Consider the following 24,522-nt stretch of genomic DNA (forward strand, 5'->3'; position numbering starts at 1 on the left):
GCTCCGCTGCTACTTCGCCCCCAGCCTTCGGCCGGGAGGTACCCCCACGTCGGCACCGCCCAGACTCGGCCCTCGACCTCCCCCAGCCTCCGGCCGGGGCACCCCCACCCCAACGCCTCCGGCCGGGGGCACCCCCATCTTCACCCACCCCCCATGTGCCGGTCGGTCTGAGCGAGCCAGGCGGCGCCGAAGTCGAAAGACGCCCGATTCGAGCAGTCGGCGTGACTTTCCCGAAACCGCTCGCACGGTAGTCTCAAACGCGATATGAGCATCGAACAGGACTCTCCGAACCCGGGCGCCTCGGGCGCCAAGCCGCGCGTCGCGATCGTCTTCGGCGGTCGCAGCTCCGAGCACGCCATTTCGGTCTCCACGGCCGGCAGCGTGCTCAAGGCCATCGACCGCACCAAGTACGAGGTGCTGCCGATCGGCATCACTCACGAGGGCCGCTGGGCCCTGGTCAGCGACGAGCCGTCCCGGATGGCGATCACCGACGGCAGGCTGCCCGCCGTGTCCGAGATCGCCGAGTCCACCGAGGGCCAGGTCCTGCTGCCGTCCAGCCCGGACAGCCGTGAGGTGGTCTGGACGACCTCGGGCAACGCGCCCAAGGACCTCGGCGAGGTCGACGTGGTGCTGCCGCTGCTGCACGGCCCCTGGGGCGAGGACGGCACCCTCCAGGGCATGCTGGAGCTCTCCGGCGTCCCGTACGTCGGCTCCGGCGTGCTGGCCAGCGCGGCCGGCATGGACAAGGAGTTCACCAAGCGGATCCTCCAGTCGCACGGCATCGGCGTCGGCGACTACACGGTCGTCAAGCCGCGCGAGTGGGAGTCCGAGCCGGGCCGCGCCGCGGCGCGCGAGCGGATCGCCGCACTCGGTCTGCCGCTCTTCGTGAAGCCCTGCCGGGCCGGTTCCAGCATCGGCATCACCAAGGTCAAGGACCTCGCCGACCTGGACGCCGCGATCGAGGAGGCCCGTCGGCACGACCCCAAGGTGATCGTCGAGGCCGGGCTCGAAGGCCGCGAGATCGAGTGCGCCGTGCTGGAGTTCGAGGACGGGCCGCGGGCCAGCGTGCCGGCCGAGATCCTGGTCGGCGGCGGTTACGAGTTCTACGACTTCGAGGCGAAGTACATCGACTCCTCCGAGGTGCAGATCCCGGCGAAGCTCACCGAGGACGAGACCGCCGAGATCCGCCGCCAGGCCGTCGCCGCCTTCGAGGCGTTCGGCTGCGAGGGCCTGGCCCGGGTGGACTTCTTCCTGCTCACCGACGGCCGCTGGGTGGTCAACGAGATCAACACCATGCCCGGCTTCACCCCGATCTCGGCCTACCCGAAGATGTGGGAGGCCAGCGGCGTGGGCTACGCGGAGCTGATCGACCGGCTGCTCCAGGCGGCGCTGCGCCGTTCCACCGGTCTGCGCTGAGGCACGCTCGTACGGTCCCGGAGGGCTACAGGCCGTCCGGGACCGTCGACTTGATCGCGTCGGTGAGCGAGCTGAGCGGGTCGATGTAGTTCGGGTACGCGCCCTTGGGGACGGTGATCTCCACGTACGCCTTCCGCAGCGTGGTGACGAAGCGGTAGCCGCCGTGGCCGTCCGGACCCATGCCGAACTGCACGTCGTTGACCTCGGGTGCGGAGGTCAGTGGATCGTCGTTGAGGTAGTCGGGGCGGTCGATGCCGCACTTCAGCACGGTGCGCGGCGAACTGCCCCAGGCGGCGGTGTACGGCGAGGCGGGCGAAGGGTCCTGGCGCCGGTGCCCCAGCACGGTGTCGGGAAGTGCCCTGTCCAGGGCGGCACAGAGCCGCGCCACGGCCGGCTTCGGCGTCGGCGGGGTGACCTCCGCGGGCGCACCCCAGCCGCCGAGCAGCAGCGCCACCCCGCCCAGCAGGGCGACCGGCGGCGCGGCCCAGCGCACCGGGGCGGGCAGCGACTTGAGGCGGGCGGCGCTCACACCGGGGATACGGGACACCCGCCGATCGTAACCGGGGCTACAGATGGACCACGGGGCAGGTGAGTGTGCGGGTGATCCCCTCGACCTGCTGGACCTGGGCCACCACCAGGCGCCCCAGGTCGTCCACGGTGTCGGCCTCGGCCCGCACGATGACGTCGTAGGGGCCGGTGACGTCCTCGGCCTGCAGCACGCCGGTGACCTTGGAGACGGCCTGGGCCACCGCGGTGGCCTTGCCCACCTCGGTCTGGATCAGGATGTATGCCTGTACCACGGGAGACCTCCAGGCGAGGGGGGTGGGCTGACCGGCAGTCTGATCACCACGCTACCGCTCAGCGGGGCCGGGAGGGGAGACCCCGGCAGGGCCCGAGGGCGTACGCTGCGCGCGGGGGCGTGCGAGCGCGAGCAGGGACGGCGGCCGCGGGTCGCGATCGGGCGAGAGCCGGGATCGGACGCGGCCGGGTCAGTGCTTCAGTCAACAGTGGAGAGGACGGCAGATGCAGGGGACCGTGGGCGAGCTCGGCGAGTTCGGACTCATCAGGGAGCTGACCGCCCGGCTGCCGCTGACCCCGGCCGTTGAACTCGGACCCGGGGACGACGCCGCCGTGGTCAAGGCGCCGGACGGCCGCGTGGTGGCCACCAGCGACGTGCTGATCGAGGGCCGGCACTTCCGCCGGGACTGGTCCACCGCCTACGACGTGGGCCGCAAGTCCGCCGCCCAGAACCTGGCGGACATCGCCGCGATGGGCGCCGTGCCGACCGCCATACTGCTCGGCCTGGTCACCCCCGCCGACCTGCCCACCACCTGGGCCACCGAACTGATGGACGGCCTGCGCGACGAGTGCCAGGTGGCCGGGGCGGCCGTGGTCGGCGGCGACGTGGTGCGCGGCGACACCATCACCCTGGCGATCACCGCACTCGGCGACCTGCAGGGCCGGGCCCCCGTACGGCGCTCGGGCGCGCAGGTCGGCGACGTGGTCGCGGTGACGGGCTGGCTGGGCTGGTCGGCCGCCGGACTGACCGTGCTGCAGCGCGGCTTCCGCTCCCCGCGCGCCTTCGTCGAGGCTCACCGGCGGCCCGAACCGCCGTACCACGCCGGTCCGGCCGGCGCCGACCTCGGCGCCACCTCGATGGTCGACGTCAGCGACGGCCTGGTGGCCGACCTCGGCCATGTCGCCAAGGCCAGCGGCGTGGACATCGACCTGCGCGCGGCCGACTTCGACGTCCCCGCGCAAATGGCCGACATCGGCCAGGCGGTCGGGGTGGACCCGCTGGTCTGGGTGCTCTCCGGCGGCGAGGACCACGCGATCGCGGCCACCTTCCCGAGCAGCGTCCAGCTGCCCGCGCGCTGGCGGGTGGTGGGCAGCGTGGTCCGGGTCGCCGGTGCCGCCCGCGGCGGCCAGGTCACCGTGGACGGCGCCCCCTGGGACCGGGTCGGCGGCTGGGACCACTTCGCGGCGGAGTAGCACGGCCGCCGGGCGGCGGAACGGCCGGTCGGGGTACGGGGGGAACCGGCCGGCCGCTGCGGCGCGCGGCGGTCCGCGTGGCTCCCCGCGCCCCCCGGATGCCCCTTTCACCCCCCGGAACGGCGGCCCGGAGAGCTGAGCGGGCCAGGCGAGGGAATGCTGTCCGGGAGGGTTCCGACGCGTAGTCTTGCGCTGTCGGTCCTGGCCGGGTTTGTCCGGTCTGCCCGGCCCGTACGGATCCATCTACTCGGGGGCGGTGCCGCTCCTGGAGCGGGAGAGCGCAGCCACCATGCGAATCGGCGTCCTGACCAGCGGAGGCGACTGCCCCGGCCTCAACGCGGTGATCCGCTCGGTGGTGCACCGGGGCACCGACGTCCACGGCGACGAGATCATCGGTATCGAGGACGGGTTCCTCGGCCTGATCGAGGGCCGCGCCCGCCCGGTCTCGCACGACGACGTCACCGGCCTGCTCACCCTCGGCGGCACCATCCTGGGCTCGGCCCGGGTGCAGCGCGACCGGATCAACTGGGCGGTGGAGAACGCCCGGACGCTCGCCGACAACATCGGTATCGACGCCCTGATCGCGATCGGCGGCGAGGGCACGCTGACCGCCGCCAAGATGTTCTCCGACGCCGGGCTGCCCGTGGTCGGCGTCCCGAAGACCATCGACAACGACATCGAGGCCACCGACGTCACCTTCGGCTTCGACACCGCCGTGCACGTCGCCACCGAGGCGATCGACCGGCTGAAGACCACCGCCGAGTCACACCAGCGGGTGATGGTGGTCGAGTTGATGGGGCGTCACACCGGCTGGATCACCCTGACCGCCGGGATGGCCGGCGGTGCGCACGGAATCCTCATCCCCGAGAAGCCGTTCGACATCGAGGCGGTCGCCCGGATGGTCGAGGAACGCTTCGAGCGCCACAAGAAGTTCGCCATCATCGCGGTCGCCGAGGGCGCCAAGCCCGCGCCGGGCACCCTCCGCTTCGACCACGGCTCGATCGACCAGTACGGCCACCAGACCTTCGGCGGGATCGGCAACCGGCTCGCCCACGAACTGGAGGACCTGCTCGGCAAGGAGGCCCGCCCGGTCATCCTCGGCCACACCCAGCGCGGCGGCACGCCGACCGCGCGGGACCGGGTCCTCGCCTCCCGCTTCGGCTGGCACGCCGTGGAGGCCGTCCACAAGGGCGCCTTCGGGCACTTCACCGCACTGCGCGGCACGGAGATCCGGCTGGTGCCGATCGCGGACGCCGTGGTCCAGTTGAAGACCGTGCCCGAGGACCGCTGGCTGGAGTCGGAAGCCGTGCTCTGAGCGGTCGGCGCCGGGGCCGGCCCGGACCGCCGGGCGCAGCGCCGTGCCGCCGACCGGCGTTGGGTAGGTTGGCAGGCATGAGCCAGTCCGTACCCCCTCGCGTTCTCACCGTCGCCGGTTCCGACTCCGGCGGCGGTGCGGGCATCCAGGCCGACCTCAAGACCATGCTCGCGCTCGGCGTGCACGGCATGAGCGTGATCACCGCCGTCACCGCGCAGAACTCGGTCGGCGTGCAGGGCTACTGGGAGCTGCCCGCCGAAGCCGTCCGCGCCCAGTTCCGCAGTGTGGTCGACGACATCGGCGTGCAGGCCGTGAAGACCGGCATGCTGGCCTCCATCGAACTGGTGGAGACCGTCTCCGAACTGCTCGCCGGAGTCCGGGTGCCCGTGGTGGTGGACCCGGTCGGCGTCTCCAAGCACGGCGACGCGCTGCTCGCCGCCGAGGCCGTCGCCACCCTCCGGGAGCGGCTGCTGCCGGTCGCCACCCTCGCCACGCCCAACCTGCACGAGGTGGCGCAGCTCACCGGCATCACGGTGGAGCAGGAGAGCGGCATGCTGGACGCCGCCAAGGCACTGCACGACCTCGGTCCGCGCTGGGTCCTGGTCAAGGGCGGACACCTGGCGGGCGAGGCCGCGGATCTGCTCTACGGCGGCAGTGGCGAGGAGCACTGGTACCGCGCCGAGCGCCACGACAACCGGCACACCCACGGCACCGGCTGCACGCTGGCCAGCGCGATCGCCGCCGAGCTGGCCAAGGGCCGGACGATGCCGGAGGCGGTCGGCGAGGCCAAGGCGTACGTCACCGGCGCGATCCGCCGGGGCTTCCCGCTCGGCGCGGGCATCGGCCCGGTCGACCACGGCTGGCGCTGGCGCTAGCACCCCGGACACGCCTACGGCCCGGGGTGGGAACCCCGGGCCGTAGGGCAAGGCAAAACAGATAGCCGACCCACCCGAGGGTGGATCGGCTGTCCGGAGGACCGGCTTACCGGTCTGCGCGTCAGCGCGAGACCTTACCGGCCTTGATGCACGAGGTGCAGACGTTGAGCCGCTTCGGCGTCCGCCCAATCACAGCGCGCACCGTCTGAATGTTGGGGTTCCAACGACGGGGGGTACGGCGGTGCGAATGGGAGATGCTGTTGCCGAAGCCCGGCCCCTTGCCGCAGACGTCGCAGTTGGCAGCCACAGGAGTCACTCCAAGACTTCAGATCATTTACGTTCGAAAACCCCGGCTGACCCTCCCGGCCCACTCGCGTGGAACGGATCGGTTCAAGGGGTGAGCCCGGGTTGTTCCAGGCAACCGGGAGAGCATACAACGCCTCCTCCGGTTCAACGAAACTACCATGCTCCGGACGATGATCGTTTCCGTCGCCCCCCGCTGACCGGCGGCGATCGCCCTGCGCGCGGCCTGCCGACGGCCACCGATAACCTGCGGGTATCGCCCCTCGCCACCGCGTTCCGTCGGATTCCCGTGGCGTTCACCCGGAGGAGAGCTGGTGCTGGACACGCTCGACGCCCCGACCGTCCGCACCTGGAGCCGCCTCGCCCTGACCGCCCTCGGCCAGGCCCGCGAGGAGATCGACGCACTCAACGTCTACCCCGTCCCCGACGGGGACACCGGCACCAACCTCTACCTGACCGTCGAGTCCGCCGCCGCCGCCGTCGAGATCTGCTTCGCCGAACACCCCGAGGGACCGGGCCTCGGCGCCGCCGTGGCCGCCATGGCCAGGGGCGCGCTGATCGGGGCCCGCGGCAACTCCGGCGTGATCCTCGCCCAGCTGCTGCGCGGCATGGCCGAGGTGCTCGCCCGGGGCGGTGACCCCGCGCTGCTCCGCCAGGCCCTCCAGCGGGCCGCCGAGGCCGCCTACCAGGCCGTTGCCGAGCCCGTCGAGGGAACCCTGCTCACCGTCGCCGCCGAGGCCGCCAAGGCCGCTGCCCGGGCCACCGGCGGTCTCGCCGAGACCGCCGACACCGCCTACCGGGCCGCCCGGACCGCGCTGATGCACACTCCCGAGCAGCTGGACGTCCTCGCCGAGGCGGGGGTGGTGGACGCGGGCGGCCGCGGGCTGGTGGCCGTGCTCGGCGCCCTCGCCGACGCCGTCGCCGGACAGACCCCGATGGGCCCGGTCGCGCTGCGCCAGGGGCTCGGCGGGCCCACCCCGGCCGAGACCGGCCAGCCGGACGGCTGCGGGGGCCACCGGCGCCCGCCGGGCCCGGGCCACCCCGCCTTCGAGGTGGTCTACCTGCTGGACGCGTCCGACGAGGCCCTCCCGCTGCTCCGCAGCAGGCTCGCCGCCCTCGGCGACTCCCTGGTGGTCGGCGGCGGCGACGGCCTGTGGAACGTCCATGTGCACGTGGACGACGCCGGAGCCGCCGTCGAGGCCGGGGTCGAGGCCGGGCGCCCGCACCGGATCCGGATCACGCACTTCGCCGAGGCCGCCGCCCGCGCGGGGGAGCGCACCCAGGCCGCGCCCGAGGGCCGCGCCGTCCTCAGCGTGGTCTCCGGCACCGGTCTCGCCGAACTCTGCGAACAGGCCGGATCGGCGGTCCTGCTCGCCGACCCCGACCGGCCACCGGCCAGCACCGAACTCGCCGAGGCCGTCCGCCGCTGCGCCGCCCGCGAGGTCGTCCTGCTGCTGAACGACCCCGAACTGCGCGCCGCCGCCGGGGCCGCCGCCGACCAGCTCCGCGAGGAGGGCGTGCGGATCGCCGTCCTGCCCACCCGCTCGCCGGTCCAGGGGCTGGCCGCGCTCGCCGTGCACGAGAGCGCCCGGCGCTTCGACGAGGACGTGGTCGCCATGACCTCCGCCGCCGGCGCCACCCGCTGCGCGGAACTCGCCGTCGCCGAGGGCGAGTCCTGGACGATGGCCGGGGTCTGCCAGGCCGGGGACGTCCTCGGCCTGATCGACGGCGACGTCGCCGTGATCGGCACCGGACTGGCCGAGACCGGCGCCGTGGTGCTCTCCCGGATGCTGGCGGCCGGTGGCGAACTGGTCACCCTGGTCCTCGGCGAAGGAGTACCCGCGGGCCTGGCCGACCAGTTGGTGGCACTCGCCCGCCGGCAGCGGCCGGAGGTCGACACCCTGGTCTTCCAGGGCGGGCAGGAGGCCGCGCCGCTGCTCATCGGGGTGGAGTGAACCGGCCCGGGTCGGGGCGGATCGGGGTGGAGCGACCCGGTCTGTCACAGCTGTGGTGTACACAGGGTGCGATGGGCGCTCTCGATGAACCACTGACCAAGCTGGTCGGCGACCGTACCGCGAAGGTGCTGGCCGACAGTCTCAAGCTGCGCACGGTCGGCGACCTGCTGCACCACTACCCGCGCCGCTACGTCGAGCGCGGCCAGCTCACCAGCCTGGACGAGCTGGAGGTGGACGAGCACGTCACCGTCCTCGCCCGGATCGAGAAGGTGACCCTGATCCCCTTCAAGGCGCGCAAGGGCGACCGCCTCGAAGTGATCGTCACCGACGGCCGCAGCCGGCTGTCGCTGGTCTTCTTCAACCAGGGCTGGCGGCATAAGGAGCTGCGCACGGGCGCGCAGGGCCTGTTCGCGGGCAAGGTCGGCCTGTTCAACCGCACCCGCCAACTCGCCTCCCCCGACTACCAGCTGCTGGACGAGGAGGCCACCGCCGGGGAGGGCGCGGGCGGCGCCGCCCGGCAGTTCGCCGGCCGGCTGATCCCGGTCTACCCGGCCAGCGCCCAGATGCCCAGCTGGAAGCTGTCCATCTGCATCGAGACCGCCCTCACCAAGCACCTCGGCGACGTCGGCGAGCCGCTGCCCGCCGAACTGCGCGAGAAGCACCGGCTGATCCCGCTGCCCGAGGCACTGGAGCTCATCCACCGGCCGCGCAGCCAGGCGGAGCGCGAGCGGGCCCAGAGCCGCCTGCGCTGGGACGAGGCGTTCGTCCTCCAGGTCGCCCTGGCCCAGCGCCGGGCCGCTGACGCCGCGCTGCCCGCGGTGCCCCGGCCGGCCCGCCCGGACGGGCTGTTGGCCGCCTTCGACGCCCGGCTGCCCTTCACCCTCACCGACGGCCAGCAGAAGGTCTCCGCCGAGATCGCCGCCGATCTCGCCTCCGCCCACCCGATGCACCGCCTGCTCCAGGGCGAGGTCGGCTCCGGCAAGACGCTGGTCGCGCTGCGGGCCATGCTGACCGTGGTCGACGCGGGCGGCCAGGCGGTCCTGCTCGCCCCGACCGAGGTCCTCGCCCAGCAGCACCACCGCTCGATCGTCGAGATGATGGGCGACCTCGCTGAGGGCGGCATGCTCGGCGGCTCCGAGCTGGGGACGAAGGTCGCGCTGCTCACCGGCTCGATGGGCGCCCCCGCCCGCCGCCAGGTGATGCTCGACATGGCCTGCGGCGACGCGGGCCTGACGATCGGCACCCACGCCCTGATCGAGGACCGGATCCAGTTCCAGGACCTCGGCCTGGTCGTGGTGGACGAGCAGCACCGCTTCGGCGTCGAGCAGCGGGACGCGCTGCGGGCCAAGGGCGAACAGCCCCCGCACCTGCTGGTCATGACGGCCACCCCGATCCCGCGCACCGTCGCCATGACGGTCTTCGGCGACCTGGAGACCTCCGTCCTCGACCAGCTCCCGGCCGGGCGTTCACCGATCTCCAGCCATGTGGTGCCCGCCGTGGAGAAGCCCAACTTCCTGGCCCGCGCCTGGGAGCGGGTCCGCGAGGAGGTCGGCAAGGGCCACCAGGCGTACGTCGTCTGCCCTCGGATCGGCGACGAGCCGGAGGACTCGAAGAAGAAGCGCAAGGCCGTGCCGGACGACCCGGAGGACTTGGGTGCCTCCAGCGACGACCGCAGGCCGCCGCTCTCGGTGGTGGAGACGGCCGAGATGCTCGCCAAGGGCCCGCTGGCCGGCCTCCGGGTGGAGATCCTGCACGGGCGGCTCACGCCCGAGGCCAAGGACGACGTGATGAAGCGCTTCACGGCGGGGGAGGTGGACGTCCTGGTCGCCACCACCGTGATCGAGGTCGGCGTCAACGTCCCCAACTCCACCGTGATGGTCATCATGGACGCCGACCGCTTCGGCGTCTCCCAACTGCACCAGCTGCGCGGCCGGGTGGGCCGGGGCAGTGCCCCCGGCCTCTGCCTGCTGGTCAGCGACATGCCCGCGGGCAGCGCGGCCCGCGCCCGGCTGGACGCGGTGGCCGGCACGCTGGACGGCTTCGAGCTCTCCCGGATCGACCTGGAGCAGCGCCGCGAGGGCGATGTGCTCGGGCAGGCCCAGTCCGGGGTGAAGTCCTCGCTGAAGGTGCTCTCCGTCCTGGAGGACGAGGACGTCATCGCCACCGCCCGCGAGGAGGCCGCCGCCCTGGTTGCCGAGGACCCGTCGCTGGCCGACCACCCGGACTTGCGCACCGCCCTGGAGAGCCTCCTCGACGAGGACCGCGCGGAGTACCTGGAGAAGGGCTGACGCGGGGGTCGGCCGCCCGGTCGGGGGCGGCCGATTGTCAGTGCCCCGGGAGAGAATGAAGGTGTTCAGGGCGCACCCCAAGGTGCGTACCTGGCACGACATTTGGGGGTCCTGCCATGGCATTTCGTCATCTCAACGAGCTCCCGCTCGGCGACAAGATCTTCCGGATCGAGCTCGCCAGCGAGGACGACCGCGAAGTCACCCTCACCCTGACCGGCTGGCGCGAGGGGGCGTCCGCCAGCCCGCTCGCCTCCGGCAAGCTGCGCCTCCCGGTCGAGGACGTCGCCAACCTCCGGATCGCGCTCAACCGGGCGCTGCGGGCGCTGTCCATCGTCGCCGACGTCTCCGAGCCCATCCCCGACCGTGACGTGCTGCGCGAGCTGTACCCCGGCCACGGCGCCCCGTGGGTGCCGCAGCACGAGGAGGAGCTGGTCCGCCGCTTCCACGAGAGCGAGACCATCGCCCGGATCGCGGCCCGCTTCGGCCGCACACCCGACTCGGTCCGCACCAAGCTGCGCGAGCTCGGCCACGACCCGCGCCGCCCCGAGTACTGCCCGCCCGACGGCTGCCTCTCCTGGTCCCGCTACGCCTCCCCGGCCCTGCTGGGGGCCGCGGCGCCGGCCGAGTAGCCGGTCGGCCCGGTGCCACCCCGGGCGCGGGGCCGCGCGGGCGGTCGGGTCGGTGGTGCGGCCGGCCGGCCGGGCAGAGCCCCGCGCCCGGGCGGCGGCGCGAGTAGGCGCCCGACCGGCGGGTCCATATAGCGTGGTGGCCGACCCACGAAAGGACCCTGCACCTCATGACCCGCGTGATCGCCGGTGCGGCCGGCGGCCGGCGCCTGGCCGTGCCGCCCGGCCGGAACACCCGCCCGACCTCGGACAAGGCGAGGGAGGCGATGTTCTCCACGCTGGAGTCCCTGCGCGGGACGATCCACGGCGCCCGGATGCTGGACCTGTTCGGCGGTTCGGGCGCCGTGGGCCTGGAGGCGCTGTCCCGCGGTGCGGAGCACATCCTGCTGGTCGAGTCGGACGCGAGCGCGGCCCGCACCATCCGCGCGAACATCCGCACGGTCGACCTCCCGGGCGCCGAGCTCCGCACCGACCGCGCTGAGCGGGTGCTCATCGGCCCGGCTCCCGCGACCCCGTACGACCTGGTCTTCGTCGACCCGCCGTACGCGGTCACCGACGACGCGGTGCGGGAGATGCTGATCACACTCCTGGCCGGGGGCTGGATCACGGACGGCGCACTCGTCACCGTGGAACGCAGCACAAGGGGTGGTGAGTTCGGCTGGCCCGAGGGCTTCGAAGTGCTGCGCTCACGCCGGTACGGCGAGGGCACCCTCTGGTACGGTCGCGCCGCTGCCGAGGTTGATCAAGACTCGTAGCACCGCACCCCACAAGGGAGTCCACGCCATGCGCCGCGCCGTCTGCCCGGGGTCCTTCGACCCGATCACCAACGGCCACCTCGACATCATCGAGCGTGCGTCGAAGCTCTACGACGTCGTCCATGTCGCGGTGCTGATCAACCCCAACAAGCAGGGCATGTTCAGCATCGCGGAGCGCATCGCGCTGATCGAGGAGACCACCGCCCCGTACGGGAACGTGGTGGTCGAGTCGCACCAGGGCCTGCTGGTGGACTACTGCCGGGACCGCGGGATCCCCGCGATCATCAAGGGGCTGCGGGCGGTCAGCGACTTCGACTACGAGCTGCAGATGGCTCAGATGAACCACGGACTCACCGGCGTCGAGACGCTCTTCGTGCCGACCTCGCCGACGTACAGCTTCCTCTCCTCCAGCCTGGTCAAGGAGGTTGCCTCGTACGGTGGGGACGTCTCGCACCTGCTTCCCGAGACGGTCCACCGCCGGCTGACCGCGCGGATCGCCGAGCGGAACGCGGCCAAGGGCCAGACTGGTTGATCCTGGCCGGGAGGCGGCGCCAACCCGGCCTGGAGCCGGGCCGATCGGACGGTTCTGGCGAGCTGTCACCACCGGCGGCCGCCGCCCGGACGGCTCGACGGGCACGGCCGTTGTGAGCTGCGGGGTGAGTGGCCGTACAGTCAGTACTCCACTGCCCGGTGGCGATACTGTGCCGTCCGGGCCTGCCTCCGCCGCACCTCGGCGGCACACGGAAAGACAGAAGCGCCCGTGGACGTGCAGAACAGACTCGACGCGATCGTCGCGGCGGTGGAGAACGCCCGCTCGATGCCCATGTCGGCGTCCTGCGTGCTGAACCGGGCCGAGCTGGTGGGCCTGCTCCAGGACCTGCGGGACGCCCTCCCGTCCGAACTCGCCCAGGCCAAGTCGGTGATGGCCGACCACGAGCAGGTGGTGGCCGACGCACAGGCCCAGGCCGACCAGATCATCCGGGGTGCGCACGACGAGCGCGGTTCGCTGATCTCGGACACCGAGGTGGTCCGCCGCGCCCAGAACGAGGCCGACCGGATCCTCGCCGAGGCCCGCGCCGAGATCGAGACCAAGCGCGCCGAGGCCGACGACTACGTGGACAGCAAGCTGGCCAACTTCGAGGTCGTGCTCACCAAGACGCTGGGCTCGGTCGGCCGTGGCCGGCAGAAGCTGCGCGGCGACGCCTTCGACACGGGCGCCGAGGGCGAGGGCGACGAGTTCCGCCCGCGCGGCACGCCGAGCCCCGAGGTGGACGAGTACGTCGATGTGAAGCTCGCCACCCTGGAGACCGTGCTCAGCGCGACCCTGGAGGCGGTCGGCAAGGGCCGCGACAAGCTCCTCGGCAAGGCCCCGATCGACGAGCTGGGTGCCTACCTGGCCGCCGCCGACGAGGCGCAGCAGCTCAAGGTCAGGGCCGAGGCGGTCGCCGCCGGCTTCGCCGAGGACGGCGAGGAGCAGCCCTGGTACCGGGAGGAGGTGCCGCAGCAGCAGAGCTGGCCCGAGCAGGCCCAGGCTCCGGCTGCGGCCCCGACGGGCTGGCAGGCGCCGGGCGAGGAGGGCTACGACAGCCGCTTCACCCCGGCCGCCGACTTCAGCCCGCCCGCCGAGCAGTACGCCGAGGTCTACAACGGCGGCTTCGACCCGGCGGGCCAGCCGCAGACGGATCCCTACGGCAACCCGTGGGGGCACTCCCAGCCGGAGGTCGGCGGCTACCCGCAGCAGCCCGGCTACCCCCCGCAGGACCAGGGGCTGCACGACCCGTACGGCGTTCCGCAGGTCTACGCGCAGCAGCCGGTGTACCAGGAGCAGGGCTACGACGCGTGGGGCAACCCGCTGCCGGAGGCCGGTGGCGGCTACCCGCAGCAGCCTCCGCAGCCCCACCAGCCCCCGCAGGCACAGCTGCCCCACCAGCAGCAGGCGGGCCTGGACGAGACCAGCTTCTTCGACACCAGCATGATCGACATGACCAGGCTGAGGGAGCTCGGCGGACGGTAGCCGATCGCCGGAGTTGGGCCAGACCGGAGTGTCCGGTAGTCTGACCACTCCGGCCTGCTCAGCGCCGGATCGTCCGGCTGCTCGCTCGTAGCTCTCAGCGCGGTGCCGCACATCGTACGAACCCATTTCGCGACATGCAGGGATGCGTGCCGCCGCCAGGAAGTCAGGAAACCTTGAACCGCCTCGACCACCGCGACCCGCTCGTGTTCGACACGCACGAGCTCGGCCGCCGCGCGGGATCGATGCGCAGGATCTCCCGGACCCTGGAGGCCCCGGAGGGCCTGGGCATCATCGATGTGATCGCCGTACCGGAGAAGAGCGAGCTCAGGCTGGAGCTCCGGCTGGAGTCCGTGGTCGAGGGCGTGCTGGTGTCCGGCACCGCCGAGGCCCACGTCGAAGGCGAGTGCGTTCGCTGCCTGGAGCCCATCGAGGACGACCTCGACGTGGACTTCCAGGAGCTCTACTACTACCCGGAGTCCGACGAGCGCCACCGCGCCCGGACCGCCGGGACCGAGGACCTCGACGAGGACTCGGACGAAGAGACTTACCGCCTGGAGGGCGATTTCTTCGACCTCCAGCCGGTGCTGCGTGACGCGGTGGTGCTTGCACTGCCGCTGCAGCCGGTGTGCCAGGAAGACTGCCTGGGTCTGTGCTCCGAGTGCGGGGCACGCCTGAGCGACGACCCGGACCACCACCATGACGCCGCCGACCCTCGGTGGGCGGCTCTGCAGGGACTCTCCGCCGCCCCCGGCGACGAGGGTGACGAGAACAAGAACAGCGACACCCGTGAGGGTCTCGCCGAGAACCAGGAGAAGTAGCCGTGGCTGTTCCGAAGCGGAAGATGTCGCGCAGCAACACGCGCCACCGCCGGTCCAACTGGAAGGCCGTTGCTCCGGCCCTCGTGGCGTGCGACCGCTGCCACGAGCCGAAGCTGGCGCACATCGCGTGCCCGAGCTGCGGCACGTACAACCGTCGCCAGGTCCTCTCGGTCTGATCGGCGGGTGTACGGATCGATGTCGGAGAGCAACTCTTCCCGCAAGTCCGCTTCCAACGGGAGTAAGGCCGGCGGGCCGGCTTCGACCGAATACGACGTCCTGGAAGGGCGCCTCGGGTACTCACTTGAGCGCGCCCTTCTGGTACGTTCACTGACCCACCGCTCGTATGCGTACGAGAACGGTGGGCTGCCCACCAACGAGCGCCTGGAGTTCCTCGGCGACTCGGTGCTGGGCCTGGTGGTGACCGACACCCTCTACCGCCTCCACCCGGAGGTCGCCGAGGGCACGCTCGCCAAGCTGCGCGCCGCAGTGGTCAACTCCCGTGCGCTGGCCGAGGTCGGCCGCGGTCTCGAGCTCGGCACCTTCATCCGGCTCGGCAAGGGCGAGGAGGGTACCGGCGGCCGGGACAAGTCGTCGATCCTCGCCGACACCGTCGAGGCCGTGATCGGCGCCATCTACCTGGACAAGGGCCTGGACTCGGCCACCGAGTTCGTCCACCGGCTGTTCGACCCGCTGATCGAGGAGTCCTCTCAGCTCGGCGCCGGACTGGACTGGAAGACCAGCCTCCAGGAACTCACCGCCGCCGCCGGAATCGGCGTCCCCGAGTACGTCGTCACCGAGTCGGGCCCCGACCACGAGAAGACCTTCGACGCCGCCGCCCGGGTGGCAGGCGAGGACTTCGGACACGGCAGCGGCCGCTCGAAGAAGGAAGCCGAGCAGAAGGCCGCCGAGAGCGCCTGGCGGGCCATCAAGGCCAAGTACGCCGACCAGCTGCCCGGCAACGCGGCCTGAGGCCGCAGGAGTGCCCGAGCTTCCCGAGGTCGAGGTGGTCCGGCGCGGCCTGGCCCGCTGGATCACCGGCCGTACCGTCGCCGAGGTTCAGGTCCTGCACCCGCGCGCGGTCCGTCGCCAGCCCGGCGGCGCCCCCGACTTCACCGCCCGGCTGACCGGCGCCACCTTCGGGGAGGCGCAGCGGCGCGGCAAGTACCTCTGGGTTCCCCTGACCTCTTCGGGGGCGCTCGGCACCGGCTTCTCGATGATCGGGCACCTGGGCATGAGCGGGCAGCTGCTCGTCCAGGACTCCGCCGTGCCCGACGAGACCCATCTGCGGGTCCGCTTCCGCTTCACCGACGGCGCCCGCGAGCTGCGCTTCGTCGACCAGCGCACCTTCGGCGGCCTCGCCGTCGAGGAGGCCGAGGCGGACGACCCCGAGGGCACTCCGGTCTCCATCGCGCACATCGCCCGCGACCCGCTCGACCCCCGCTTCGACGACGGCGCCTTCGTCACCGCACTGCGCGCCAAGCGCACCACGGTCAAGCGCGCCCTGCTCGACCAGACCCTGATCAGCGGTGTCGGCAACATCTACGCCGACGAGTCGTTGTGGCGCGCCAAGCTGCACTACGAGCGGCCCACCGCGACGCTGACCCGCCCGCAGGCCGCACTGCTGCTGCAGCACGCCCGGGACGTGATGAAGGCCGCCCTCGCGGTCGGCGGCACCAGTTTCGACAGCCTGTACGTCAATGTGAACGGCGAGAGCGGCTACTTCTCCCGCGATCTGGACGCGTACGGGCGCGAGGGCGAACCCTGCCGCCGCTGCGGCACCCCGATCCGCCGGACCGCCTGGATGAACCGCTCCAGCTACTTCTGCCCGCGCTGCCAGCGCCCGCCCCGCACGCGGCCCTGAGCCGGCCCCGCCCGCGGACGGGCCAGGTACACGACCAGGGGCGCGGGGAGCTGTGCGGGAAAGGTTTCCCACGCGGCTCCCCGCGCCCCTGAGAAGTCTCCGGAGCTTCCCCCAGGGAGGGGTCTGCCTAGCGGTGGACCGGCTCCGGGGTCTTGGGCTGGGCGCCGTGGACCTCGGCCTCCTCCTGGCCGAAGTAGGCGACGCCGACCGCGCTGACCACCGCGAGGAGGAAGCCGAAGGCGGCCAGCCAGCCCAGGCCGGCCCGCGAGGAGTCCCCGAGCCACAGCACGCCGACGGCGCCGGGCACCACGGTCTCCCCGACCACCAGCGCGGCCGTGGCACCGTTGACCGAGCCGACCTGCAGCGCGACGGTGTGCAGGTACATCCCGCCGATCCCGCCGACCAGGATCGCGTACAGCGCCGGGTCCGAGGCCAGCTCACCGAGGCCGAAGGGCTCGATGCCGTTCAGGATCCGGACGCCGATGCCCAGGGCACCGAAGCCGAGGCCCGAGAGCAGACCGGCGACGATCGCCCCGCTCGAACCGAGCCGCCGCACGATCAGGCTGCCGCCCGCGATCAGCACCACCGACACGCCCAGCAGCCACCAGTGCACCGCCATCTCGACATGGTGGCCGCCCTCCGGCCCGGCGGCCGTGGCGAGCAGCACCAGCGCACCGCAGAGCACACCGATCGAGGCCCATTCGAGGTTCTTCAGACGCAGGCCGAGCAGCTTGATGCTCAGCACGGCGGTGATCACCAGGTTGGCGCTGATGATGGTCTGGGAGAGGAAGAGCGGCAGCAGCCGGGCGGCCAGTGCGCCGAGCCCGAAGCCGATGAAGTCCAGGACGGTGCCGAGGATGAACTCCCAGGTCACCACGGCCTTGGCGGTGGAGGAGAGGCTCGGTCCGCCGTGTTCGGTGACGCCGGTGCCGGAGCCCTTGGCCGCCGCCTCCGCACGGGCGGAGCGGCGTGAGCCGACCGCCTGGAGTACCGAACCGGTGCCGTAGCAGGCGGACGCCGCGACGGCGGTGACAAGACCGAGGATCACCAAAAGCTCCGATCGGATCTGGCAGGACTGATCAGCACAACTATGCCTGCTGCGAAGAGGCGCTGAGTCACCCGTCGGGAGGAACCCGGGCTGAGCCGCTCGGCGGGGGTGACATGGGCCTGGGGCAGGTCCCGCAACGGTAGCCGGGCCAGGTAGCGTCTCTCCCATGAGAACTGTGCTCCGCCGTTCCCCGACCGCCAGGCCCGCCGTCCGCTCGGCTGCGCTGCTGGCGGGCCTGCTGGGGCTGCTCCTCCTGCTGGTCGCACCCACCGCCTCGGCGGCGGGCGGTATCGACGAGGCCGCGACCGCGCTGAAGAACAGCCAGGTCTACGTCGATCCGGCGATGACCAGCCGCTTCTCCGAGGACCAGGCGGCGGCCCTGAGCAGGAAGCTCAAGGACGCCGACAAGCCGATCTACGTCGCGGTCGTCCCCGACAACGCGCAGTACCCGAGCGCGACCGTCGCCCGTGACCTGCGGACCAGGGTCGGCGTGGTCGGTGTCTACGCGATCTGGCACGGCAGCCAGTTCAAGGCCTTCCCGGACCGGGCGGCCCTCTCCCCGAACACCGCGGCCAACATGGCCGGCGCCGCCTTCCGCGACCACCCGGGAGACATCGACGCGACCCTGAACGACTTCGTGGACCAGGCCGTCCACCAGGTCAAGGGCCACGCCGCCGAGTCCGACTCCGGCGGGGTGAGCACCGCCGCGATCGTCATCCCGCTCGCCCTGCTGGCGCTGGCCGGCGGCGGGGTCTTCCTGCTGTTCCGCCGGGCCAGGAAGCGCCGGGAGGAGCAGGCCCGCGCCGAACTCGCCCAGCTGCGCACCGTCGTGGACGAGGACATCACCGCCTTCGGCGAGGAGCTCGACCGCCTCGACTTCAACCCCGGCGCACCCGACGCCGACGACGCCCAGCGCGCCGACTACTCGCACGCCCTCGACTCCTACGAGCGCGCCAAGCAGACCATGGACGCGGCCAAGCGGCCCACCGATGTCGCGCCGGTCACCGAGGCGCTGGCGGACGGCCGGTTCTCGCTGGCCACGCTGGCCGCCCGGCGGGAGAAGCGCCCGCTGCCGGACCGCCGTCCGCCGTGCTTCTTCGACCCCCGCCACGGCCCGTCGGTGCAGGACGTCGACTGGGCGCCGGAGGGCGGCGCGCCGCGCACCGTGCCCGCCTGCGGGACGGACGCCGCCCGCCTCGCCAGTGGCCAGCAGCCGGACATCCGTACCGTGCAGACCGAGTACGGCCAGCAGCCGTACTGGAACGCGGGCCCGGCCTACAGCCCGTGGGCCGGCGGCTACTTCGGCGGCGGCCTGCTGCCGGGCCTGCTGGTCGGTACCGCGCTCGGCTCGGTCTTCGCCTCGCCCGGCACCGCCTGGGCGGCCGGTGACAGCTACGGCTCCGGCTTCGAGGGCGGCGACGTCAGCGGCGCGGACTTCAACAGCTCCGACTTCGGCGGGTTCGACGACGGCGGCTTCGGCGGTGGCGGCGACGGCGACTTCGGCGGCTTCTGACCCCACTACGGCCCCGCCCGCGACCCACCGCACGGCGGCCTCGATCCACCACCCGGCCCCGGTGACCTGCTCGGCAGGTCCACCGGGGCCGGTGCCGTCGACGGGGCCGGAACCACTGGCGCTGTGGCAGGCTGGCGCGGTGACCTCCCATGCCGCCGAGAACCTCCCGGGCCGCCCCTGCTCGATCGCCGCCGCGCTGCAGGTCGTCGGGGAGAAGTGGGCGCTGCTGGCCATCCGCGAACTCCTGTACGGGAACCACCGTTTCGAGCGGATCGTGCAGAACACCGGAGCGCCGCGCGACCGGCTCACCGCCCGGCTGCGGGCGCTGGAGGAGGCCGGTGTGATCGAGCGCCGCCCGTACCAGGAGCGCCCGCTGCGGTACGAGTACCACCTCACCGAGGCCGGCCGGGAGCTGGTGCCCGTCACCCAGGCGCTGCTCGCCTGGGGCGATCGCTGGCTGCTGCCCGTGCCCCCGGTGACTCTCGACCACGCTCCCGCCGGCCACCGCCCGCACCCGCTCGACCCCGCCTGGACCTGCCGCACCTGCGGTGAGGAGGCGACCGGGGTGGACCTCACCCTGCGGGTCAACTCCCCGGGCTGGGACCGGCAGGGCCGGTCGTCGAATGACGGTTCGACTGCCGGATAGGGTCGGGGCCATGCACGGTCACGACAGCACCCAGCCGGTCCGGGCCACCATCTGGGTCCGGGGCAAGGTCCAGGAGGTCGGCTTCCGCTGGTGGACCAGAGCCCGTGCGATGGAGATCGGTCTGACCGGCTACACCAGCAACCTCGGCGACGGCCGGGTCCAGGTGGTCGCCGAGGGACCGCACGCCGACTGCGAGCGGCTGCTCGCCCTGCTGCGCGGGCCCGACACACCCGGCCGGGTCGTCGGCGTCACCGAGATCTGGAGTGCCACCGGCGACGGTTACGACAGCTTCGCACTCCGCTGACCTGCGGCTGGGGCTGGCGTCTGGCAACTGCCGGTGTCATACGGTTGCCTTCTGGGCAGACTCGTGGTTGACTCCGCAGCGAACAGTGATCCATCCCGGGTTCGAGCGGTGCCGTTACCGATGGCCCGCCCATCCCCCTGGCGTGACGATCCCGCCATGCAGGTGACAGGCGCGCGGTAGCGTGCGGTGATCGTGTTGACCCGTACGGTCTTTGGTGAGACGCTGAAAGCCCGCGCACCAGTCTGCGTACTCCCGGCAGGGTCATGTTTTCGTGGGCGCAGCTCATGGCGGCATTCCGGCGGTGCCCAGTCGGCACTTCCGGCGCGCTGACGGGTGCGTACCCCCCTTCCCCCTAGATCTAAACCGCTTCGGTTTCGGTCACTCAGCGTGGAGGACCATTCATCATGGCAAAGGCGCTTCTCGGGTACGTCGGCGGCCCCGACCCGCGAATGCTCTCCGAGATGCGACGGCTGCAGCAGCGCGTTCAGGACCTGGAGGCAGAACTCCTCCGGGTGCAGGCCGAGAACGACGCACTCACCGCTGTCGCTGACGAGCACTCGCTGCTCAGCAGCATCGAACTGGATCAGCGGGAGCCCGCACTCACCTGATCCTGACCCGATCCTCACCGATCGACGCTGCTGCGCATGAGCTTCCCGTATACGCGGATGCAGCCGTATATGGGACGCAGCTTCCGAGGGACGCCCGGGTGGCGTCCCTTCGTCGTGTCCCGGGACCGACGGCCGGGGGCGCCGCGCTGAGGACGCTCTGTCGAGGGGGAGACTGCCCTTCCTCCGGCGTGGTCAAACCGCCGCCTGGCGGGTTGCTGTGCGTACGGCCGGATACAGTCGGCCAGCGGACATCTGCCGAGGCCAGGAGGAGGACGCGTGCACCTGAAGAGTCTCACGCTGCGCGGGTTCAAATCCTTCGCCTCGGCCACCACGCTGCGCTTCGAGCCGGGCATCACCTGCGTGGTCGGACCGAACGGCTCCGGCAAGTCCAACGTGGTCGACGCGCTCTCCTGGGTGATGGGGGAGCAGGGGGCCAAGTCGCTGCGCGGCGGCAAGATGGAGGACGTCATCTTCGCCGGGGCCGGCGGGCGGGCGCCGCTCGGCCGGGCCGAGGTCAGCCTCACCATCGACAACACCGACGGCGCGCTGCCCATCGACTACTCCGAGGTCACCATCACCCGGACGATGTTCCGCAACGGCGGCAGCGAGTACGCGCTCAACGGCAGTGTCTGCCGTCTGCTGGACATCCAGGAACTGCTTTCCGACTCCGGTATCGGCCGGGAGATGCACGTCATCGTCGGGCAGGGGCAGTTGGACTCGGTCCTGCATGCCGACCCGATGGGGCGGCGGGCCTTCATCGAGGAGGCGGCCGGTGTGCTCAAGCACCGCAAGCGCAAGGAGAAGGCGCTGCGGAAGCTGGACGCGATGCAGGGGAACCTCAACCGGGTCCAGGACCTGGTCGCCGAACTCCGCCGCCAGCTGGGGCCGTTGGGACGCCAGGCGAAGATCGCCCGGCGGGCCGCCGGGATCCAGGCCGAGCTGCGCGATGCCCGGCTGCGGCTGCTCGCGGACGACCTGCTCACGCTGCGCCGGGCCGTCGAAGCGGAGGTCGCCGACGAGTTGGCGCTCAAGCTCCGCCGCTCCACCGTGGAACAGGAGCTGGCGAAGGCCCAGCAGCGCGAAGCCGTCCTGGAGGCCCAGGTCGAGCAGCTCGGACCGCAGCTGGAGGCCGCCCGGCAGTCCTGGTACCGGCTCTCCGCCCTCACCGAACGGGCCCGGGGCACCATCGGGCTGGCCGAGGCGCGGGTGCGGCATGCGACGAGCGGCGCCCAGGGGGAGGAGCGGCGCGGGCGCGACCCCGAGGAGCTGGAGCGGGATGCCGCCCGGGTCCGGGAGGAGGAAGCCGCCCTCGCCGAGGCGCTGGAACAGGCGCAGTACGCGCTCGCCGAGGCGGTCGAGCAGAAGTCCGAGCTCGAACGTGAACTGGCGCTGGAGGAAGCCCGGTTGAAGGCCGCTGCCCGTGCCCTCGCGGACCGGCGGGAGGGCCTCGCCCGGCTGCAGGGCCAGGCGGCGGCGGCCCGTTCCCGGGCGGCCGGGGCGCAGGCCGAGATCGGGCGGCTGACCGAGGCCCGGGACGCGGCACTGCTGCGCGCGCAGGCCGCGCAGCAGGAGTACCGGCAGCTCCAGGAGCAGGTCGACGGCGAGGCGGCGGGGGACCAGGAGTTGGACACCGCGCACGAACGGGCGAGCGAGGCGCTGACCGAGGCCGAGCGCGAACTCGCCGCCGTGCGCGACGCCTCGGGTCTGGCCGAGCGCGAGCGGGCCGCCCTGGCGGCGCGGCACGAGCTGCTGTCCCTCGGGCTCCGGCGCAAGGACGGCAGCGACGCCCTGCTCGGCGCGGCGGACCGGCCGGCCGGACTGCTCGGCCCGGCGGCGCAGTTGCTGCGGGTCACGCCCGGGTACGAGGCCGCGGTCTCGGCGGCGCTCGGCGCGGCGGCGGACGCGGTCGCGGTGGACGGCGTGGACGCCGCCGCCCAGGCGCTGCGACTGCTGCGCAAGCAGGACGCGGGCCGGGCGGCGCTGCTGATCGCGGATTCCGCGGTGCCGGTGGCCCTGGCCGAGCGCGGTGGGCTTCCGCACGGCGCGCGCTGGGCGGCCGAGTTGGTGGAGTCGCCGAGCGGGCTGCGTGCCGCCGTCGAGGCGCTGCTGGCCCGGGCGGCCGTCGTCGCCTCCCTGTACGAGGCTCGGCAACTGGTCGCCGAACGGCCCGAGTTGACCGCGGTCACGGCCGAGGGGGATCTGCTCGGCGCCGGTTTCGCCCAGGGCGGCTCCGCCGGTACACCGAGCCTGCTGGAGACCCGGGCGGCGGTGGCCGAGGCGGACCGGCTGCTCGGTGAACTCGACGCCCGATGTGCGGACTTGGCCGAACGCACGGAGCTGGCCAAGGAGCGGCGGCGCATGCTGGCCGCCGAGGTCGAGCAGCTGGCGGTACGGCGGCGGCAGGCCGAGAAGGAGCAGGCCAGGACCGCCGGCACGCTCGGACGCCTCGGCGGCCAGGCCAGAGCGGCGGCCGGGGAGGCCGAACGGCTGGCGGCCGCGGCGGCCGGGGCGGAGCAGGGGCTGGCCCAGGCCCTGGCGGCGGCCGAGGAGCTGGCCGAGCGCCTGGCCTTCGCCGAGGAGGCGGCCGAGTCCGGCGAGGACGAGCCGGACGGCTCCCAGCGTGACCGGCTCGCCGAGGAGGCCGTCCGGGCCCGGCAGATCGAACTGGAGGCCAGGCTCTCGGTCCGTACGCACGAGGAGCGGGTCCGCAACCTGGCCGGACGGGCGGACCAACTCGACCGCGTCGCACGGGCGGAGCGGGAGGCCCGGGCCCGCGCGGCCGAGCGCCGCGAGCGGGCCAGGCACGAGGCGTCCGTGGCCGCCGCCGTCGCGGCCGGGGCCCGGCAGCTGTTGGCCCGGCTGGAGCATGCGCTGGTCCGGGCCGAGGCCGAGCGGTCGGAGGTCGAGCAGGCCCGCGCCGAACGCGAGGCGGAGCTGCGGGCGGGCCGCGAGAGCGGCCACGAACTCAAGTCCGAACTGGACAGGTTGGTGGACGCCGGGCACCGGGACGAGGTGCTGCGGGCGGAGAAGCGGCTGCGGATCGAGCAGTTGGAGGCCAAGGCGCTGGAGGAGTTCGGCATCGAGGGCGGCGAACTGCTCGCCTCGTACGGCCCGGACCGGCCGGTGCCGCCCGCGCTGCCGGAGGACGGCGGGGAGCCCGGCGAGCCGAGGCCGTACGACCGCGGTGAGCAGGAGCGGCGGCTCAAGGCGGCCGAGCGGGCGTACCAGCAGCTTGGGAAGGTCAACCCGCTCGCGCTGGAGGAGTTCGCGGCACTCGAGGAGCGGCACCAGTTCCTGGGCGAGCAGCTGGACGACCTGAAGAAGAGCCGCCGCGACCTGCTGGACATCGTGCGGGACGTGGACGCCAGGGTCGAGCAGTTGTTCACCTCGGCCTACCAGGACACGGCGGCCCAGTTCGAAGGCGTGTTCTCGCGGCTCTTCCCCGGCGGGGAGGGGCGGCTGGTGCTCACCGACCCGGAGTCGATGCTGACCACCGGGGTGGAGGTGGAGGCCAGGCCGCCGGGCAAGAAGGTCAAGCGGCTCTCGCTGCTCTCCGGCGGCGAGCGCTCACTGACGGCGGTGGCGCTGCTGGTCGCCATCTTCAAGGCGCGCCCAAGCCCGTTCTATGTGATGGACGAGGTCGAGGCGGCGCTGGACGAGACCAACCTGCGGCGGCTGATCGCCATCATGGAGGAGCTGCGGGAGAGCTCCCAGCTGATCGTGATCACCCACCAGAAGCTGACCATGGAGTCGGCCGACGCGCTGTACGGGGTCACGATGAAGGGCGACGGCATCTCGCAGGTGATCAGCCAGCGGCTGCGCGACGAGCACCGGGAGCGCGGGCGGGCCCCCGCGCCCCGGCAGGCGGCCGACGGGCCGACGGACGCGGAGCTCGTCGGCGGGCGGACGGGCACTCAGCCGGTCGGCGGGCCGACGGGCTGATCCACCGGCTCGGCCACCGGAGCTTCTGCCCGTATCGCGGGCCGGTCGCGGATACTGGACAGGTTGTGAATCCTCCCCCTCACGGACGAGGGGGCTTCTCACTCGGTCGTTGTGATGACCTCATGACGGCCAGGCCCCGACCGGTCCCCGATGACCCGGCCGGGGCGCAGCAGTGGAGCGGCAGCGCGGTGCGCCTTGCCGACCGAAGGATCACTGTCACCCCTCGGCCGTCCGGTCGGGGGA

The 24,522-nt window shown here is 72.7% G+C and carries 23 protein-coding genes; 19 read left to right on the top strand and 4 right to left on the bottom strand.

Annotation, left to right across the window (positions count from 1 at the left end; all coding sequences use genetic code 11):
- The first annotated feature begins 264 nt into the window (after nucleotides 1-264).
- Nucleotides 265-1,416 carry a D-alanine--D-alanine ligase family protein gene (locus UK12_RS07965; protein ID WP_045301154.1) on the top strand — a complete coding sequence of 384 codons (1,152 nt, stop codon included), beginning with the start codon at nucleotides 265-267 and terminating at the stop codon, nucleotides 1,414-1,416.
- A gap of 25 nt (nucleotides 1,417-1,441) precedes the next feature.
- Here the strand turns inward: UK12_RS07965 and UK12_RS07970 are convergent, their stop codons facing one another.
- Entirely contained in the window at nucleotides 1,442-1,963 is a 522-nt protein-coding gene (locus UK12_RS07970) for a DUF3515 domain-containing protein (RefSeq protein WP_197084650.1), read from the bottom strand.
- 19 nt (nucleotides 1,964-1,982) lie between these two features.
- Nucleotides 1,983-2,216: an Lrp/AsnC ligand binding domain-containing protein gene (locus UK12_RS07975; RefSeq protein WP_045301157.1), complete on the bottom strand. Its 234-nt coding sequence runs from the start codon at nucleotides 2,214-2,216 to the stop codon at nucleotides 1,983-1,985.
- A gap of 223 nt (nucleotides 2,217-2,439) precedes the next feature.
- Between UK12_RS07975 and UK12_RS07980 the strand changes: the two genes are divergently transcribed.
- From UK12_RS07980 to thiD, 3 genes are all read left to right on the top strand, one after another.
- Nucleotides 2,440-3,408, top strand: coding sequence for a thiamine-phosphate kinase (locus UK12_RS07980; protein WP_045301159.1), 969 nt, complete (start codon nucleotides 2,440-2,442; stop codon nucleotides 3,406-3,408).
- Between the two features lie 289 nt (nucleotides 3,409-3,697).
- A complete protein-coding gene (locus UK12_RS07985) occupies nucleotides 3,698-4,723 on the top strand; it encodes a 6-phosphofructokinase (RefSeq protein WP_045301278.1) in 1,026 nt (341 codons plus the stop codon).
- 77 nt (nucleotides 4,724-4,800) lie between these two features.
- Nucleotides 4,801-5,598, top strand: coding sequence for a bifunctional hydroxymethylpyrimidine kinase/phosphomethylpyrimidine kinase (thiD, locus tag UK12_RS07990; protein WP_045301161.1), 798 nt, complete (start codon nucleotides 4,801-4,803; stop codon nucleotides 5,596-5,598).
- 121 nt (nucleotides 5,599-5,719) lie between these two features.
- On the opposite strand, the gene rpmB is transcribed toward thiD, so the two are convergent.
- On the bottom strand, nucleotides 5,720-5,905 hold the full coding sequence (gene rpmB, locus UK12_RS37655) for a 50S ribosomal protein L28 (RefSeq protein ID WP_014138233.1): 186 nt from the start codon (nucleotides 5,903-5,905) through the stop codon (nucleotides 5,720-5,722).
- A 310-nt stretch (nucleotides 5,906-6,215) separates the two neighbouring features.
- Here rpmB and UK12_RS07995 point away from each other — a divergent pair, with 310 nt between their 5' ends.
- The 10 genes from UK12_RS07995 to mutM all read left to right on the top strand — a co-directional run bounded on the left by UK12_RS07995 (nucleotide 6,216) and on the right by mutM (nucleotide 16,218).
- Nucleotides 6,216-7,856: a DAK2 domain-containing protein gene (locus UK12_RS07995; RefSeq protein ID WP_045301163.1), complete on the top strand. Its 1,641-nt coding sequence runs from the start codon at nucleotides 6,216-6,218 to the stop codon at nucleotides 7,854-7,856.
- A 71-nt stretch (nucleotides 7,857-7,927) separates the two neighbouring features.
- A complete protein-coding gene (gene recG, locus UK12_RS08000; RefSeq protein WP_045301165.1) occupies nucleotides 7,928-10,144 on the top strand; it encodes an ATP-dependent DNA helicase RecG in 2,217 nt (738 codons plus the stop codon).
- Nucleotides 10,145-10,260: 116 nt separating this feature from the next.
- Nucleotides 10,261-10,773, top strand: coding sequence for a hypothetical protein (locus UK12_RS08005; protein ID WP_045301167.1), 513 nt, complete (start codon nucleotides 10,261-10,263; stop codon nucleotides 10,771-10,773).
- Nucleotides 10,774-10,940: 167 nt separating this feature from the next.
- A complete protein-coding gene (gene rsmD / locus UK12_RS08010; protein ID WP_045301169.1) occupies nucleotides 10,941-11,525 on the top strand; it encodes a 16S rRNA (guanine(966)-N(2))-methyltransferase RsmD in 585 nt (194 codons plus the stop codon).
- Nucleotides 11,526-11,553: 28 nt separating this feature from the next.
- Nucleotides 11,554-12,057, top strand: coding sequence for a pantetheine-phosphate adenylyltransferase (coaD, locus tag UK12_RS08015; protein WP_045301170.1), 504 nt, complete (start codon nucleotides 11,554-11,556; stop codon nucleotides 12,055-12,057).
- 228 nt (nucleotides 12,058-12,285) lie between these two features.
- Nucleotides 12,286-13,539 (top strand): ATP synthase F0 subunit B, encoded by a 1,254-nt coding sequence (locus UK12_RS08020; RefSeq protein WP_045301172.1) that lies wholly within the window; start codon nucleotides 12,286-12,288, stop codon nucleotides 13,537-13,539.
- A gap of 173 nt (nucleotides 13,540-13,712) precedes the next feature.
- On the top strand, nucleotides 13,713-14,357 hold the full coding sequence (locus tag UK12_RS08025) for a YceD family protein (protein WP_231591092.1): 645 nt from the start codon (nucleotides 13,713-13,715) through the stop codon (nucleotides 14,355-14,357).
- Nucleotides 14,358-14,359: 2 nt separating this feature from the next.
- Complete coding sequence (rpmF, locus tag UK12_RS08030; RefSeq protein ID WP_030275709.1) at nucleotides 14,360-14,533, top strand: 50S ribosomal protein L32; 174 nt, start codon at nucleotides 14,360-14,362, stop codon at nucleotides 14,531-14,533.
- A 19-nt stretch (nucleotides 14,534-14,552) separates the two neighbouring features.
- Nucleotides 14,553-15,326, top strand: a complete 774-nt coding sequence (gene rnc, locus UK12_RS08035) for a ribonuclease III (RefSeq protein ID WP_045301179.1) — start codon at nucleotides 14,553-14,555, stop codon at nucleotides 15,324-15,326.
- A gap of 10 nt (nucleotides 15,327-15,336) precedes the next feature.
- Nucleotides 15,337-16,218: a bifunctional DNA-formamidopyrimidine glycosylase/DNA-(apurinic or apyrimidinic site) lyase gene (gene mutM, locus UK12_RS08040; protein ID WP_045301180.1), complete on the top strand. Its 882-nt coding sequence runs from the start codon at nucleotides 15,337-15,339 to the stop codon at nucleotides 16,216-16,218.
- A gap of 127 nt (nucleotides 16,219-16,345) precedes the next feature.
- Here mutM and UK12_RS08045 read toward each other — a convergent pair whose 3' ends face one another.
- Nucleotides 16,346-17,266, bottom strand: coding sequence for a hypothetical protein (locus tag UK12_RS08045; protein WP_045301181.1), 921 nt, complete (start codon nucleotides 17,264-17,266; stop codon nucleotides 16,346-16,348).
- Nucleotides 17,267-17,432: 166 nt separating this feature from the next.
- Here UK12_RS08045 and UK12_RS43070 point away from each other — a divergent pair, with 166 nt between their 5' ends.
- The 5 genes from UK12_RS43070 (at nucleotide 17,433) to smc (ending at nucleotide 24,279) form a co-directional block, all read left to right on the top strand.
- Nucleotides 17,433-18,779, top strand: coding sequence for a hypothetical protein (locus UK12_RS43070; protein ID WP_045301182.1), 1,347 nt, complete (start codon nucleotides 17,433-17,435; stop codon nucleotides 18,777-18,779).
- Nucleotides 18,780-18,918: 139 nt separating this feature from the next.
- Nucleotides 18,919-19,425 carry a winged helix-turn-helix transcriptional regulator gene (locus UK12_RS43075; protein WP_045301183.1) on the top strand — a complete coding sequence of 169 codons (507 nt, stop codon included), beginning with the start codon at nucleotides 18,919-18,921 and terminating at the stop codon, nucleotides 19,423-19,425.
- A 10-nt stretch (nucleotides 19,426-19,435) separates the two neighbouring features.
- Nucleotides 19,436-19,729, top strand: a complete 294-nt coding sequence (locus UK12_RS08060; RefSeq protein ID WP_045301184.1) for an acylphosphatase — start codon at nucleotides 19,436-19,438, stop codon at nucleotides 19,727-19,729.
- A gap of 404 nt (nucleotides 19,730-20,133) precedes the next feature.
- A complete protein-coding gene (locus tag UK12_RS08065; protein WP_045301185.1) occupies nucleotides 20,134-20,337 on the top strand; it encodes a hypothetical protein in 204 nt (67 codons plus the stop codon).
- A 276-nt stretch (nucleotides 20,338-20,613) separates the two neighbouring features.
- A complete protein-coding gene (gene smc, locus UK12_RS08070; protein WP_082119422.1) occupies nucleotides 20,614-24,279 on the top strand; it encodes a chromosome segregation protein SMC in 3,666 nt (1,221 codons plus the stop codon).
- The last annotated feature ends 243 nt before the right edge of the window (nucleotides 24,280-24,522 follow it).

This window comes from Saccharothrix sp. ST-888 (assembly GCF_000955975.1).
GTDB lineage: Bacteria > Actinomycetota > Actinomycetes > Streptomycetales > Streptomycetaceae > Kitasatospora.

Coding starts and splice junctions, on each gene's coding strand:
- UK12_RS07965 (WP_045301154.1), top strand. CDS start 265: ATGAGCATCGAACAGGACTCTCCGAACCCGGGCGCCTCGGGCGCCAAG.
- UK12_RS07980 (WP_045301159.1), top strand. CDS start 2,440: ATGCAGGGGACCGTGGGCGAGCTCGGCGAGTTCGGACTCATCAGGGAG.
- UK12_RS07985 (WP_045301278.1), top strand. CDS start 3,698: ATGCGAATCGGCGTCCTGACCAGCGGAGGCGACTGCCCCGGCCTCAAC.
- thiD (WP_045301161.1), top strand. CDS start 4,801: ATGAGCCAGTCCGTACCCCCTCGCGTTCTCACCGTCGCCGGTTCCGAC.
- recG (WP_045301165.1), top strand. CDS start 7,928: ATGGGCGCTCTCGATGAACCACTGACCAAGCTGGTCGGCGACCGTACC.
- UK12_RS08005 (WP_045301167.1), top strand. CDS start 10,261: ATGGCATTTCGTCATCTCAACGAGCTCCCGCTCGGCGACAAGATCTTC.
- rsmD (WP_045301169.1), top strand. CDS start 10,941: ATGACCCGCGTGATCGCCGGTGCGGCCGGCGGCCGGCGCCTGGCCGTG.
- coaD (WP_045301170.1), top strand. CDS start 11,554: ATGCGCCGCGCCGTCTGCCCGGGGTCCTTCGACCCGATCACCAACGGC.
- rnc (WP_045301179.1), top strand. CDS start 14,553: ATGTCGGAGAGCAACTCTTCCCGCAAGTCCGCTTCCAACGGGAGTAAG.
- UK12_RS43070 (WP_045301182.1), top strand. CDS start 17,433: ATGAGAACTGTGCTCCGCCGTTCCCCGACCGCCAGGCCCGCCGTCCGC.
- UK12_RS08060 (WP_045301184.1), top strand. CDS start 19,436: ATGCACGGTCACGACAGCACCCAGCCGGTCCGGGCCACCATCTGGGTC.
- UK12_RS08065 (WP_045301185.1), top strand. CDS start 20,134: ATGGCAAAGGCGCTTCTCGGGTACGTCGGCGGCCCCGACCCGCGAATG.